Consider the following 14,004-nt stretch of genomic DNA (forward strand, 5'->3'; position numbering starts at 1 on the left):
AGGGCTACCCGCCGAGGCCGAGGTCCCGGCTGCGGCTCACTGGCTCCGGAGGAAAAGTCGAGTAGTTCGGTACTCGTGCTGGCCGGTTGCTGGATGGCGAACGATACGGGGGCGGTGCTCAGCGTGAAAGGAGCAACGATGACCACCTATCCCGACGCCGTCACATCGACGGTGGAGATCGATTTCGACGACCGGGTCCCGGAGGAGAGCAGGCAGGCAGTCCGGAATTCGATCCATGCGCTCGCCGTACATCACAGCACCGAGACCGCGCGCAGGCGCGAACTCGACGCCGAAGATCGCGCCTCTGCCGAGGCGTTGCGGCAGCCGCTTCTCGACCACGTCCGCAACGATCCGCGTAGCGCCGACGCCTTGCGGTCGGCGGCCGAACGCCAACGTGCCCGAATCCTCGGCACCACCGAACTGCCGGTGAGTGACGGAAACCCTCCGCGGCAGGTATCGCCGATCGAGCTCGACAACTCCTTCGCCATGCTCCGCGACTTCGAAGGTCTGCCCACGCGGATCTTCCAGATTCCCTACGACTTCTCCTGGTTCTGGCACGACCTGAACGGCGGCCCACCGCGCAGCCGGATCCTCACGATGGAGACCGGCCGCTCCGCACTCGACTCTCATGCGGGTAACACGCTCGGCTCCGACGGCAGCGTCTTCGTCAACGCACACGCAGGCTTCGGTGTGGCGCTTCGCTCCGATCGCCGCGTCCACTGCATGGCGCGCTCGCTGCGGTCCACCCAAGACTTCGGCGTCGCATCCGCAGGGCTGGACGCCGATGCCACAGTTGAGGCCGGATGCGAAATGACGGTGATGCGTGACGGGGTTCTGCAGGCCCTCGCGTTCGAGAAGCGTTTCCGTGGCCGAGTCAGCGGAACCCTGTTCGATCCGTCGGAGGACTACAGCTATGACAGCGGCGGTTTCGGAACCGGCGCGGTCATCGAGGTGCGCTGGACGATGGAGGCCAACGCCCAATACGAACTCAATGTCGGCGCCTGGACTTTCGCCGAGGCACACCAGGGCATCGGTGGAGCCGGAGCGAACTCACAGATCGACGCGAAAATCATCTTCATGAGCTTGTGGCAACAGCCTGCATGACCCACGACGCCGTGGAGCCTCGCAGTCGCGTCGGCACTAGTAGTCGGGGGCCGTCTGGACGACTATCCCACCGAACCGCGCCTCCTGCATGGTCGCGGGGTGTCCGTCTATCAAGCACGCGCCGGTCCTCGTGACCTCGACGCATTCTTCATGCGGGGAGGCAGAGCCGTCCGAGCGCTCGATCATGTCGGTGTAATAGGCAATCATTCCACCACTGAGATGGGTGTTGAATCCGGTAACCGGGCGCCCAGTGCGGTCGGTGGTGCGGCCGCGGCAGTGATCGCAGACCGCGCGAGGGTAGCTGTCCAGGTAGATCGCCGGCCGCTCGCAACGCGGGCAGGGTTGGGTGTGTCGACGTCCGGGAGTCGGGCTACGCATCAGGGAATCATTGCGGGCGAGGATATTACGCCCGGAGGCTCCGGGGATGTGGTTGCGAAGGAGGACGATAAGGACGAACGCGGCGTAGTCGGCTGTTTCGGCATCGATCGCTCTGCGCCCGGGCAGCTCGTCTATGCACGTGAGACCGATATCGTAGGCTTCTAGCGCCACGCGGTGCGCCACCGAGAGTTCGCTGTCGGGGATGTCTCTGTTGGCATGTTCGGCGCGGGCCAGGTGTTCGGCGATCACCGCATCGATGGTTCGTTCGCCCGGCAACAGCACGCCACTGCCGTGAGCCGTCGTGGCCACCAGGACATAACCGTCCATATTTCCGTGATCGTTGCGGATCGTCTGCAAGAACGCGAAACCTCGCCCGTAGCGGGCGGTTTCGAGCTCTTGGTGCCGATACGGGGTGAGAGTGTCAGGATCCGCCGCCAGACTGCGGGCGATGTCCAACGCTTCCTCGTAGGTCGGCGGAGCGCTCCAGTCCGGCCGGTTCATGACCGCAAGCGTATCGAATGCACGAGTCGATGTTGTGGTCTCGCGCGAGGAGGTTTATGCGCAATGGCCGACGTTGTCCGACTTGCTGCTCGGGCGGCAGGTCTGAGAGAGCCGTGGGCGGTGCTGATCTGCCTATCGGCGGCTTTCAGAACGTCCGGCGCTACTTCCGACACGCCCGGAGTGCGACGCGGTCAGCAGTAAAACCGCTGGTTGAGCGTAGTGTCGTCTCACCATTCTGGCGCTCGATGAGGTGGAATTATGTCCAGCTTGTTGTCGGGTATGCGGGTTTTCTCTATCGCGGGTTGTGCTGTGCTCGCGGCGGCGTGGAGTGTCGCGGTCGCGCCGCCGCCGGCGCAGGCCGCGCCGACGAGCCAACGTTTCGAATGCGATGGTGACACCGGGCAATCCTTCCAGGTGCCTGAGGGCGTTCGGGACCTATCGGTGCTGGCCAAAGGTGGCTCGGGTCAGCAGAACATCGGCGAAGGTACTCGCGGTGGGTTCGGGGGTGTGACGACCGGGATGATCTCGGTGGAGCCGCATGAGGTGCTCACCATCTACGTGGGTTGCGAGGGTGGGGCGGATGGTGGGCGATCGGGTTACGGCCGTGGCGGGGCTCGTGGTGAGCAGCCTGCGCCGAATGCGGGTGACGGTGGAGGCGGCGGTGGTGCGACCGCTGTTATGTCGGGGGAAATCCCGCTGGTCGTCGCGGGTGGGGGCGGTGGAGGTGGCGGCTCCTCACATGAGGGCAACGGTGGCCGGGGCGGTGAAGGCGGCAATGGCGGGAACCCGGCGCAGGCCGGTGCAGTCGGCGGCAACAGTTCAGGGCCCGAACCGTGTGGCGGATGCCTGCACACCACCCACGGCGAGGCGGGCGTATCGGGTGGGAGTACACCGCCGTACGCGCCGGGAGGTGCCGGTGGCGGCGGTGGCGGCGGGTATCGCGCAGGCAAGGGTGGGAAGCTCGGCAGTGGCCAGAACCTGAACGGCGGCGGTGACGGCGGTGGGGGCGGACTGTCCCACGTCGACGGTGATCGAGTGCACGACCATGTCTTCAGCAGCAGTACTGAATCAGGCAACGGGTCGGTGATCCTCACTACCGGCAAGATCGGCTACCAGACCTTCGAATACCGCGGACACACCGAATTCTTCTGTGTTCCTACGGGAGTCACCGCGGTAACCATCGACGCGGTCGGGGGCGGGGGAGGGCATTTCGGCGACACCGGTATCGGTGGCGCGGGTGGGGGTGTGACCGCGACGGTCGACGTCACCCCGGGAACCGAGTTGGCTGTGACGGTCGGGCAATGGGGGCACGACAACGGCGGATTCGGTGACGGACACGGCGGCAGGCACGGGACGGCGCCGGGTTCGGGCGCCGCCTCCGGTGCGGGCGGCGGCGGTTCCACCGCGGTCGAGTCGACGATCAGTCCGTGCGGAACGCACGCACCGGTCGGCAAGCGCTATCTGGTCGTCGCCGGTGGTGGTGGCGGCGCGGGTGGGAACAGTGGCGCAGACGACGGCGCGGGCGGCGACGGCGGCGCAGGCGGGAACCCGGCCCACGACGGCAACAGCGGCGACGGCAATTCCGATATCGGTGAGGGAGGCTCTGGCGGTTGCGGTGGGCGGCCTCCGGGACACGGGTGCAATAACTCCAAGCATGGTGGACGTGGCACCGACGCTCCGGCGGGCGGCTCGCAAGGTGGCGCCGGCGGTGGGGGCGGCGGCGGATACAACGGTGGCGGCCGTGGGCACGGATCGAGTATCGCCAGTGACTCCGGCGGCGGCGGAGCCGGTGGCGGCGGGCGTTCCTACACCGAACCGGACGCAACGGACGTTCGCTATTACCAGGGGACTTCGGGCACCGGAAAGTCCAATGGGGTAGTGCACATCAGCTGGCAGTCGCTTCCCGCGGAGGAAGAGCCGCCGTGTACGGGCTCGTTCTGCCCGCGAGGTGGCGTCGGCTCCTCGGGTGCTCGCTGAACCCAGGCGTCGGAGGTCACCTCGGCCGACGGTTGTTGCCGATCAGCGGGCGTCACCGTAGCTACTGATGTCGAATGGGGAAGGGCAGTCACGGCGGGGTCGTGACCGGTGTGCTGCGGCTCAGCGCTGTCGCTTGCCGCAATGCTTCGACGGCCCTGCGGTGATCGCGCGCGATCTGGTGGGCGCCTGCTAGCAGGAACCACTCACGCCAATCGTCGGGCCGGGCGGTCACCGCACTTATACATTCGGTTCGGTACTGCGCTGCCGCTTCCGCAGGCACCCGTCCGGACGGCGACCGGGGAAGTTCCACGTAGCATCGCGCGTCGTTCTCGGCCTCCATTCGGCGAAAGAGCCTGTCGGCGGATAATCCGAAGCTGATCTGGCGGATGACGAGAGTTCCGGTCATGACGGCGAACACGGATAAGGCGATGCCGAGCGAAATGCCGAGTAGCGTCGCGGTTCGCAACATCGACACCGCGGCGGTGGCCAGCGCGAGAATCGCAGCCATCGTGACGGATCCACCGAGCAGCGCGGCGAACTTCCTGTCGACGGCCATCAGTCGCGGAAGATCTTCATGATGGCGAACACCGAGAACCAGGTGATGAAGACTGCCGCACAGCCCAACGCGATATTGAAGATGAGCGCACCGTTCATGGAACGCATCCTTTCGGTCACTCCGAACAGAACGACGGCAGGTCGTTCGGATCGGCGGCGGTCAAACACGGGTCGAAGGTGAAGATTGTGAACGTGCCACTCACCAGCATCAACACGGCAGCGCCGTAGATGAACATCCTGAGCCAGAACGCCTTTGCCGGACTCGATACGTAGTCGAGGATGATCGCGCGCACACCATTGGTGCCGTGCAGCACGGCCAGCCACAGGATGCCGAAATCCCACAGCTGCCAGAACGGGCTGGCGTATTTTCCGGCCACGAAAGCGAAGTCGAGTTTGAAGACACCGTCGCCCGCGATCAAGTTGGAATAGACGTGCACGAAAACCAGCACGAGTAGCAGCACGCCGGACAACCGCATGAACAGCCAGGCGAACTTTTCGAAGTTACCGCCGACAGTGGCGGATGCGAGGTTGTAGGCCATAGGGACTGCCGATCAGACGTAGTGGGAGAGATGGCGAACGAGGAAGGGAAGCATCAGCGCCACCCAAAGCCCGGTGGCGACCCAGAGCATCTGCCGTGACTTCGACGGGCCCTTGCTCCAGAGATCGACCAGGACAATTCGGACGCCGTTGAGACCGTGGCCCAGCAGCGCGGCTACCAATCCGATCTCGCCGATGCCGACGATCAGGGTCTTGTAGCTGGAGACCGTCTCGTTGTAGGCCTCGGGCGATACCCGGAGCAGCAAGTTGTCCGACACGTGGAGCAGTACGAACACATAGATCAACATGCCGCTGATCCGATGTGCCACCCACGCCCACATCGACAGCCCGCCGCGATAGAACTGCGTACGGACCCGACGTGCTTCGACATGAGGAATGTCTGTTGCGGTCATGAATCCTCCTTCCTGTGGACGTCACAGAGCTGCCGCAGGTCGCAACCCGCACAACCAATGGACAGACGGAAAGGCGACACCGAATGTGATGGGTGGCAGGCCGAAAGTGGCTCAGATCTCTTTTCGCCGGCGGTGAGGAAGACCGCACTGTCGGCGCCTTCCTGGTGTGACAGGATCACCTGGTTCGGTGATCTGTACACAGGAGGGCTTTCGGTTGGTTCTGTGGTTGGGAACCACGAGTTCTCGCTGGATTCGGGTGGCGGTTTCTGCGCTGGTCGTCGGGGTCGGTGTGCTCGGTTCGCCGGTGCTCGCGTCGGCCGAGGAGAAGGCCGATCCCTATATCGATCGGCTGGCAGAAGCGGCGCAAACGCCTGCACTGCAATGGTCGGACTGTGCGGATGGGTTCCAATGCTCCTCTGCGCGGGTGCCGTTGGATTACAACCAGCCGCGCGGTGCGCAGATCGATCTGGCGGTGATCAAGCTGCCTGCGGCGGATCCCGGTCGGCGAATCGGGACGCTGTTCGTCAACTTCGGTGGGCCTGGGCCGTCCGGGGTAGAGCGGTTGCGGGAACGCGGGCGGTGGCCCTGGTTGTTCTCGGAGGAATTGCGGGCACGGTTCGATGTGGTCTCCTGGGATCCGCGTGGGGTCGGGCAGAGTGCGCCGGTGAATTGCTTCGCAGGTGAGGACGAACAGCTGGCGTTCCTCGGGTCCATGCCTGAGATGCCCACTGCCGCAGGGGAGGAAGCCGGATTCTTCGCCTGGTCCAAGGAATTCGCTGACCGGTGCAGGCAGCAAGCCGGTCCGATCCTGGATCACGCCTCCACCGCCAACACCGCTCGCGACTTGGACCTGTTGCGCCGTGCTGTCGGCGACGAGAAGCTCACCTACCACGGCATTTCCTATGGAACTCAGGTCGGCGCGGTCTACGCGAACATGTTCCCGAGCCGGGTGCGGGCGATGGCGTTCGACGGGTCGATGGACTTCGAAGGCAACGTCAATGGTCATGGGGGCCAAGGAACGACGGTTCCGCTGGATACTCGGCAGAACGTAGCCCCCGGGATCGCCGCCACCTTCGACGCTTTCCTGAAGCAGTGTTCGGAAGCCGGACCGCGGTGTGCGTTCTCCGCGGGCGACCCGACACTGAAATGGATCGCCCTGGCGGAGCGTGCGCGACTGGCACCTATCCGGCTCGACGGTGAGGCGTGGACGTACGCGTCGGTCGTCGGTGCGGCAGCGAGTCTGTCGCAGTCGTCGAATTATCCGGATCTCGCGGCGCTGTTGCAGCGGTTGTTCGAGGCGGGAACCACCGTCCCTGGCCTGCTGCCCGTGGCGCGTGATCGGTCGTACTCGGGGAATCGCACCGAGGCCTTCCACGCGATCCAATGCAGTGACAGCAGTGTCCCGACCGACCCGGCGATGTACAGCAGCGCGGCCGTGGCCGAGGACCAGCGGGTGCCGTACTTCGGACGAGTCGCCGTGTTCAGCAGCGCCACCTGCGCCTTCTGGCAGGGCCACGATGCCGATCGGTACACCGGGCCCTGGAACCGTCGCACCGCCGCGCCGATCCTGGTGCTCAACACGAGGTTCGATCCGGCGACGCCGATGGCAGGCGCGTACGCAGGCGCCGCGCAGCTCGCCGACGCGCAGGTGGTGGTGATCGAAGGTGCAGGCCACAGCAGCATGTATGTGCCGAGTAGCTGTGCCGAGCGGGTCAAACGGGACTATCTGTTCACCGGGCAGCTGCCGCCGAAGAACACCGGGTGCGGTATCGATAAGTCGCCGTTCGACTGATCTGCCGAGGGCGCTCCGATGGCTGCCGTGGTCACCTCGTTCGACCGGGCGCCAGGCAGGCGGCATCGCGACGTCGGCGGGTGGCCCGGCTGCCTCACCCCAGAACCGCGCTCAGATCCAGCCCCTCGAGCCGCTCTCGATCCGAAAGAATGTCGATTGCGGTGATCCGGTCTTCGACCACGGTGAAGCTCATGATCGAGAAGGGCGCACCGTCCATGGTGTTGACCAGCCCGGCGCCGCCGTTGATGACGGCAGGATGGGTGATGCACAGGGTGGCCATGCGACGGAACGTCTCGGCTTGTGCGCCCACGAGCGTGCGCCCGCGGAGGACGCGCAGGTCGCCGGCGTCGGCACGCAGCACCACGTCGGGGTCGAGGATGCGCACGAGTTCGTCGAACTCCCCATCACGGGCGGCGGCGAGGAAGGCATCGACGACACGGCGCTGACGGGGCGGGTCGGTGTCAGGAGAGGGTGCTTCGCCCTGAATGCGGCGGCGGGCCTGACTGGCCAGCTTCTTGGCGGTCTGCGGCGTGCGGTCGACGATCGGGGCGATCTGCTCGTACGGCACGGCGAACATATCGTGCAGCACGAAGGCCAGCCGTTCGGCGGGGCTCGAGGACTCCAACACCACCAGCAACGCCAGACCGACTGAATCAGCCAGCAGTGCTTCGTATTCCGGGTCGGAACCCGACGGCGCACTGACCACCGGATCGGGCAGGTTCTCGATCTCGAGCGGCTCTTCCCGCCGGACCTTGCGCGTGCGCAGCATGTCCAAGCAGACCCGCCCGACGACCGTGGTCAGCCAGCCGCCGAGATTGCCGACATCGCTGGTGTCGGTCCGCGCCAAGCGCAGCCACGCCTCCTGCACCGCGTCATCGGCGTCGGTGACCGAGCCGAGCATCCGATACGCGACCGAGCGCAGGTGCGTGCGGTGCTCCTCGAACCGGTCCGCCAGGAATTGCTCATCGTTCACGGGTCCTCCTCGATCCATCCTTCATACCGATGACGAACCGGCGACGGTGAACGTGACCGTATCCGCCTGCGGTCACGTTTTTCGATCGCCGTACGTCAGTGCACCAGAAGCCGATCAGCAGCGGCTGCCGGGTCGGAGCCCGGCCGCCACCGAAGGGAAAACTATGAGCACGATCGAGGTCCACGGCACCGTCGCCGAAGGGTTCGAGCAGGTACGGGACGAGTTCATCGCCGTCGTCGAGGAGGAGGGCGGGCAGTCCGGTCCGCAGCTGGCCGCGTACCTGTGTGGGCGTCAGGTGGTGGATCTGTGGGCAGGGGCCGAGGTCACCGGCACCACGCTGACCGGCTTGCATTCGTCGAGCAAAGGCGCGGCGGGTCTGGTGATGGCGATGCTGATCCAGGACGGCGTCATCGACATAGACCGGACTGTCGCCGAGTACTGGCCGCGGTTCGGGGCCGCAGGCAACGAGTACATCACCGTGCGTGATGTGCTCGTCCACCGCGCAGGCATCATCGGCGCGGGCGGCGGATTCACCGTCGCCGAACTCGCCGACGAACGCGTCATCGCCGAGCGGCTGATCGGGCAGCGGCCCTACTTCGCACCGCGCACCGCGCACGGGTACGGCGGATTTGTCATGTACGCGATCCTCGGCGAGGTGGTGCGTGCGGTCACCGGAAGCACCGTGCAGCAACTGTTCGAGCAGCGGATTCGGGCCCCGTACGGGCTGGATGTGTATCTCGGCTTGCCGGAGGAACTGGACCACCGCTACCTGCCCATTCTGCCGTGGCAGGCGACTCCTGAGATGGAGGCGGCTTTCGCGGCGAACTCGCCCAATCCCCATGGGATGGCGGGTATTTCCTACAATCTCAACGCCCGTGGGTTCACCGCGGCGGATGTGATGGCCTTGCCCAATGACACGCAGCTGCGCCGGCTCGGGCAGGCCTCGGCCGGCGGTGTCGGCAGTGCGCGTGGGTTGGCGCGGATGTATGCGGCAGCGGTCTCGGGCGTCGACGGCCGGCCGCCGTTGCTTTCACTCGACACCGTCGAGATGATCTCCGAAATCCACTCCAGTGGCGCTGATCTGGTGCGTGGCCAAGCGCCATACACGCTGGGTTTCGAGGCCAAGGGACTGTTGCACGAGTTCCTCGGCGTGCATGCCTTCGGGCACGCGGGATCGGCGGGTTCGGACGGATTCGTCGACCCGCACAGCGGACTCACCTACGGATACACCCGCCGCCGCGCGGCCTTCGCGTTCAACGCGCCCGAAAACGCGCGGTTGGCTGCGGCCATCCACCGCGCTGTCACCGACTCCGGGCACGCGCGAGCCGCGTGACCCGACCACAACTACCACCAGGAGTGACATGAAAACTCGCAACTCGATGACCCGTGCACTGAAGCTCGCCCGCTGGATTCCGGTCACCGCGGTCGTGGCCGAAACGGCCGTGGGATCGTACTGGGACCTCGCCCGGATCTCCTATGTCCGTGAAGCATTCGATCACCTCGGCTATCCCATGTACTTCGCGACGGTGCTCGGCACCGCCAAGGCCGCCGCGCTCGCCGCGATTCTCACCCCCGGCCATCCGCGGACCAAAGAATGGGCTTACGCCGGACTGGTCTTCGTCTACGGCGGAGCCGCCGCGTCGCATCTGGCGGTGGGCGACGGTGCCGACAAGTGGGCCATGCCCGCCATGTTCGCCGCGTGCACGCTGGCTGCCCGTGCGTGGCTGCCGCAGCAGAGTGACCCCGCCTACCCACTGACCAAGCTCGGCGCCCTCGGGCGTCGTCCGCAGTACGTCTGATCAACCCACTGAGATAAGGAAGAAACAATCATGCAGGAGAACACGACGGCCACGCAGGAGCGCACCGAGTCGCGGTTGCGCAATCCGCAGCAGCTCGTCCCCGAACTCGCAGAAGTCGGTGCGGCACTGTTCAAGGCCACCGGAAACGGGACCGTTCCCAGGACCACGATCAGCCTGGTCCAGTTGCGCGTCGGCCAGATCGTCGGCAGCACCTACCTCGTCGTTCTGCACACGGGCAATCTGCGCACCGCGGGTGAATCCGAGGAACGCATCGCGGCCGTGGCCACCTGGCAGGATGCCCCGTATTTCACCGCGGCCGAGCGAGCGGCCCTGGCCCTGGCGGAAGCCATCGCCCAGCCCTCGCCACACGGCGAACGGGTATCGGATGCGCTATTTGCCCGCGCGGGCGAGCACTACGACGAGAAGGCCATGGCCACACTGGCGATGGCCATCGGGCAGGTGAACTTCTTCGTGGCGCTGGCTGTCATCGGTAAGCCGCTGCCGGGTCGGCCGCCTGCTGAGCAGTGGACGCCTGTGGAGGGCTGATCGTTCGAGACCTGGGCCGCGGGTGGAGTTCGGACTCCGTCCGCGGCTTTGGTGCGTGCACGGCCGTTGAACTCGCGATCTCCGAACTCGGTCGGCGCGGATCTTCTTCCCCGTGTCCGGTGAGGTGAATTCTGCGGCGGTCGGGCACACCACCGTGCTGCCACGGAGGGATCAGCGGTGTTTACACGGACGCGCCGGGAGGTGGCCCGGACATACGTTTTTTGTGCCCGCCAGAAAGGCCGGCCGGTATCGAACGAAACGGAATGTCATGCCCATCGGAATCGAAGAATACGAAACCGAAGATCTCGTCCGCTACCGGGACGAAAAAGCCGAACTAATGGAGAAGTACGAGGCAGCGTGGGAGGAAGCTGCGCGGGAGCGGGCTCGCCTCAACAGCCTGATCGGGGAGTATCCGGAGCTGCGCGACGAACTCGAAGACGACATCGAGAGGCTGCGTAATGCCCAGGAAGCGGCGTCCTGGAACTACATGATCGCAAAGGACGCGTTCGATGCCTATGACGCCGAATTGAAGCGCCGCAACGAACCTACGTTGATGCCGCTCGGCCCCGGTGATGATCCCCCTCCGGAACCTACGCTGATGCCGTTCGGGCCGGAGCCGTCACCGCTGAAGAAATTGGCTGCCGCTGCTGCGGCGGTGGCGACCCTCGCCGCGATGTTGATCGTGGGCACCATGCTGATCACCGGTGGATCCGACAAATCGCCTGCGGCCGCGTCGGGTGCCGACAAGTGCGCTACGGCGCCAGTGGGAAAGAACCCTTCCGGCACGCAGATGCAGCCGAGGCAGGTACCGCAGCCCGGTCCGGCGGATGCGCCGCACGCCGGGTCCGTGGATGCTCCGCATGAGCCGGCGCCTGCTGGTGTGCCGGTGCCGGGCAATGGGTCCGAACCGCGAGTGGCGCCGGGCCCCGCTCCCGCGGGCGCGGTGGTCCAGCCGCAGGTCGCGCCTGCCCCGGAGGGGTCTGTGGCCCGGCCGCAGATCGCACCGGCTCCCGAGGGAACCGTGGTCCGTCCGGAGACTGAGCCGACTCCGAAGGGCGTAGTGGTTCAGCCCCAGGTCGCACCGGCTCCTGAGGGCGTGGTTGTTCAGCCGCAGGATGCGCCGGCCCCCGAGGGCACGATGATGCAGCCGAGGATGGGCACGGGTTCGGTTCCCGAAGGCGCGACGGATCAGCCGAAGGTCGCACCGGGTCCGGCTCCCGAAGGTGTCGTGGTTCAGCCGCGGGTTGCGCCGGCTCCTCAGGGTGCCGCGGTCCAGCCGCAGGTTGCGCCGGCTCCCCAGGGCGTCGTGGTTCAGCCGCAGAATGTCCCCGGCCCGATTATCGGTGGCGAGAAGTAGACAGCTCCAGCACCCGTGTATATACGGCTACGCAGCCGACTTCCGCTTCGATGTCGGAGGTCGGTCGTAGCCTTGTGAGCCGCACCTGCGTTCACGCCGGGAGTTCGAGCCCGCGCGCCAGTACCGGCCAGGAGTGGATAAGCGCATCGCGCCAATAACCCCAGGAATGGGTGCCGACCGGCGGGAAATCGACGGTGGCGGGGATGCCCAGTTGAGCGAGGCGGGCGGCGAGATTGTGGGAACAGTAGTTGGTCGCGGCCTCGATGATGCCGCCGATCGCGACCTGATTGGCCAGGCCGTCGATCCCAGGCAGGGCATAGGGCCCGTTGAGGGTGTCGTAGGGGCCGGGCAGGCCGCTGCCGGAGGAGATGAACAGGTCGACGCCGCGCAGGCCCTCGGCATTGACATACGGGTCGTTCTCGACCCAGAGCGGGTCGTTGGGCGGGCCGTACATGTTCTCGACATTGCCGCCGCCCCACACCTCGACGCTGAGACGGACGGCTTCGCGGCCGAAGGGGTCGCTGGTCTGCGCGCAGCCGCTATAGGCAGCGGCCGCCTGGTACAGGCCGGGTGCGGCGATCGGCAGATTCAGCACCGAGGTGCCCGAGGTGGACAGACCGGCAATCGCGTTCAGGCCATTGGTACCGAGGGCCGCATCGATCAGCGGTGGCAGTTCCTTGGTGAGGAAGGTCTTCCACTCGTTGACCCCGAGCACGGGGTCGGGAGCACGCCAGTCGGTGTAGTAGCTCCACGCGCCGCCGATCGGTTGCACGACGTTGAGGTCCTTCTCGCCGAGGAATTCCAGCGCGTCCGGTGCGCGGTTCACCCAGTTCGCGGTGCCTTCACCGCCGTCGGCGCCGTTGAGCAGATACAGCACCGGGCGGGGTTGGCTCGCATCGCGCGGGCGTTGCACCGAGACGGAGATGTCGCGGCCCATCGCGGTGGAGTACACCTGCAATTTCACATTGCGGTCATCAGCGATACGGACCCCGGTGATCCGTGACCCGTTCGGTGCGACGGGGCTGGCGAGCAGCGCGCCGGAAGCGACGATCGGATCGTTGGAAGGTGCGGCGTGCACGCTGACCGGGGCAATTACCGCCATGACTGCGAGACAGCCGGTGATGACGATGGTTCGGATTCGTAGCTTCACTGATATCCCGCCTGTTCGTGGTCGGTGCATCCGTGGTGCTCGGTAGGTCCTGTGGGGACGTTACCGAACCACCGCGCCCCGACGCAGCGGGTTCCGGTCAGTTCGCTGCGGCCGCGAAATAGGCGGTGCGCACATCCACCATGGTGGGCGGCGGGAAATCGGCTTCGCCCGCACCGAGCTCTCCCATGGCCACCTGCCAGGTATCCGACGATTTGTCGATGGAGGTGCGGGCGTCGGAGGCCTGCAACACGACCTCGGAGTCGCCGGTGCACGAATACGCGCCGACCATGCCGTCGGACCGGCCGCCCCACGCGCCGCCGACGCGGATCCGGCAGTGGCGTCCGTCGGCTAGTTCGAGTGCCCAGGGCTCGGGGGATTCGGTGGCGGCGACGGGTTCGAGCGGCGGGTCGACGGTGTAGCGGCGCAGTTCACGCTTCCACGGGTCGTTGGCGCACAGCAGTTCGTTCATCGCCGGAGTCGGCCAGCAGACGTCGGCGGCGTCGGCCGAGGCACCACAGTGGTAGATATTCGCGGTGGTGGCGGAGAAGCTGGCGGTGGCGTCACGGCAGTTGAGGGCGCCGTAGGGGTCGGGGCTGATCACCGTGAACCCGTCGGTGGGCATGCCTGCGGCGTCGACAGCGGTGAGGGAGACGACTTCGGTTGCCGTGTCGGATGCTGTGGTGGTCTCGGCAGTGGTTGCCGAAGGGCTCGTGCTGTCCGGTGCCGACTGGGCCGCCGGTCCCGCCTGGGTCGTGGTGGCCAGCTGAGTGGCGGGGCCGGTGTCGTCGTCGGATGATCCGCAACCGGTCAGCATCAGCGCGAGTGCCGCGCCGAACACCGATATCGACCTCGCGAACGCCATGAGCCACCGCCTCCTCAGTGGATACCTGTGCCGCCCGAGTGTAGCCAGGCGGGTGCGCTG

Annotated in this window: 14 protein-coding genes; 7 read left to right on the forward strand and 7 right to left on the reverse strand. The window is 66.3% G+C overall.

From position 1 onward, the window contains the following. Positions 1 to 138 precede the first annotated feature (138 nt). Positions 139 to 1,104, forward strand: coding sequence for a hypothetical protein (locus tag ACFXNW_RS15975; RefSeq protein WP_379418425.1), 966 nt, complete (start codon positions 139 to 141; stop codon positions 1,102 to 1,104). 36 nt (positions 1,105 to 1,140) lie between these two features. Here ACFXNW_RS15975 and ACFXNW_RS15980 read toward each other — a convergent pair whose 3' ends face one another. Next, entirely contained in the window at positions 1,141 to 1,983 is an 843-nt protein-coding gene (locus ACFXNW_RS15980; RefSeq protein WP_379418426.1) for a hypothetical protein, read from the reverse strand. 258 nt (positions 1,984 to 2,241) lie between these two features. Between ACFXNW_RS15980 and ACFXNW_RS15985 the strand changes: the two genes are divergently transcribed. Continuing rightward, on the forward strand, positions 2,242 to 3,960 hold the full coding sequence (locus ACFXNW_RS15985) for a hypothetical protein (protein ID WP_379418427.1): 1,719 nt from the start codon (positions 2,242 to 2,244) through the stop codon (positions 3,958 to 3,960). 88 nt (positions 3,961 to 4,048) lie between these two features. Here ACFXNW_RS15985 and ACFXNW_RS15990 read toward each other — a convergent pair whose 3' ends face one another. The 3 genes from ACFXNW_RS15990 to sdhC form a co-directional block, all read right to left on the reverse strand. After that, a complete protein-coding gene (locus tag ACFXNW_RS15990; RefSeq protein ID WP_379418428.1) occupies positions 4,049 to 4,516 on the reverse strand; it encodes a hypothetical protein in 468 nt (155 codons plus the stop codon). 115 nt (positions 4,517 to 4,631) lie between these two features. Then, on the reverse strand, positions 4,632 to 5,054 hold the full coding sequence (locus tag ACFXNW_RS15995) for a succinate dehydrogenase (protein WP_379418429.1): 423 nt from the start codon (positions 5,052 to 5,054) through the stop codon (positions 4,632 to 4,634). Between the two features lie 12 nt (positions 5,055 to 5,066). Then, positions 5,067 to 5,465, reverse strand: a complete 399-nt coding sequence (gene sdhC, locus ACFXNW_RS16000; protein WP_379418430.1) for a succinate dehydrogenase, cytochrome b556 subunit — start codon at positions 5,463 to 5,465, stop codon at positions 5,067 to 5,069. 256 nt (positions 5,466 to 5,721) lie between these two features. On the opposite strand from sdhC, the gene ACFXNW_RS16005 reads away from it, so the two are divergent. Continuing rightward, positions 5,722 to 7,257, forward strand: coding sequence for an alpha/beta hydrolase (locus tag ACFXNW_RS16005; protein ID WP_379418431.1), 1,536 nt, complete (start codon positions 5,722 to 5,724; stop codon positions 7,255 to 7,257). A gap of 94 nt (positions 7,258 to 7,351) precedes the next feature. Here the strand turns inward: ACFXNW_RS16005 and ACFXNW_RS16010 are convergent, their stop codons facing one another. Beyond that, positions 7,352 to 8,230, reverse strand: a complete 879-nt coding sequence (locus ACFXNW_RS16010) for a sigma-70 family RNA polymerase sigma factor (protein ID WP_379418432.1) — start codon at positions 8,228 to 8,230, stop codon at positions 7,352 to 7,354. A 163-nt stretch (positions 8,231 to 8,393) separates the two neighbouring features. Here ACFXNW_RS16010 and ACFXNW_RS16015 point away from each other — a divergent pair, with 163 nt between their 5' ends. The 4 genes from ACFXNW_RS16015 to ACFXNW_RS16030 all read left to right on the forward strand — a co-directional run bounded on the left by ACFXNW_RS16015 (position 8,394) and on the right by ACFXNW_RS16030 (position 11,932). Next, positions 8,394 to 9,563, forward strand: a complete 1,170-nt coding sequence (locus tag ACFXNW_RS16015) for a serine hydrolase domain-containing protein (protein WP_379418433.1) — start codon at positions 8,394 to 8,396, stop codon at positions 9,561 to 9,563. A gap of 28 nt (positions 9,564 to 9,591) precedes the next feature. Next, positions 9,592 to 10,029 carry a DoxX family protein gene (locus tag ACFXNW_RS16020; protein ID WP_379418434.1) on the forward strand — a complete coding sequence of 146 codons (438 nt, stop codon included), beginning with the start codon at positions 9,592 to 9,594 and terminating at the stop codon, positions 10,027 to 10,029. Positions 10,030 to 10,059: 30 nt separating this feature from the next. Continuing rightward, on the forward strand, positions 10,060 to 10,575 hold the full coding sequence (locus ACFXNW_RS16025; RefSeq protein ID WP_379418435.1) for a carboxymuconolactone decarboxylase family protein: 516 nt from the start codon (positions 10,060 to 10,062) through the stop codon (positions 10,573 to 10,575). Between the two features lie 268 nt (positions 10,576 to 10,843). Next, positions 10,844 to 11,932, forward strand: a complete 1,089-nt coding sequence (locus tag ACFXNW_RS16030) for a hypothetical protein (protein ID WP_379418436.1) — start codon at positions 10,844 to 10,846, stop codon at positions 11,930 to 11,932. 91 nt (positions 11,933 to 12,023) lie between these two features. Here the strand turns inward: ACFXNW_RS16030 and ACFXNW_RS16035 are convergent, their stop codons facing one another. Both ACFXNW_RS16035 and ACFXNW_RS16040 read right to left on the reverse strand, forming a co-directional pair. After that, a complete protein-coding gene (locus tag ACFXNW_RS16035) occupies positions 12,024 to 13,034 on the reverse strand; it encodes an alpha/beta hydrolase (protein WP_379418663.1) in 1,011 nt (336 codons plus the stop codon). Between the two features lie 145 nt (positions 13,035 to 13,179). Further along, complete coding sequence (locus ACFXNW_RS16040) at positions 13,180 to 13,944, reverse strand: hypothetical protein (RefSeq protein ID WP_379418437.1); 765 nt, start codon at positions 13,942 to 13,944, stop codon at positions 13,180 to 13,182. Between the last annotated feature and the right edge of the window lie 60 nt (positions 13,945 to 14,004).

Source organism: Nocardia sp. NPDC059180, from assembly GCF_042754945.1.
In the GTDB taxonomy this organism is placed as follows: domain Bacteria; phylum Actinomycetota; class Actinomycetes; order Mycobacteriales; family Mycobacteriaceae; genus Nocardia.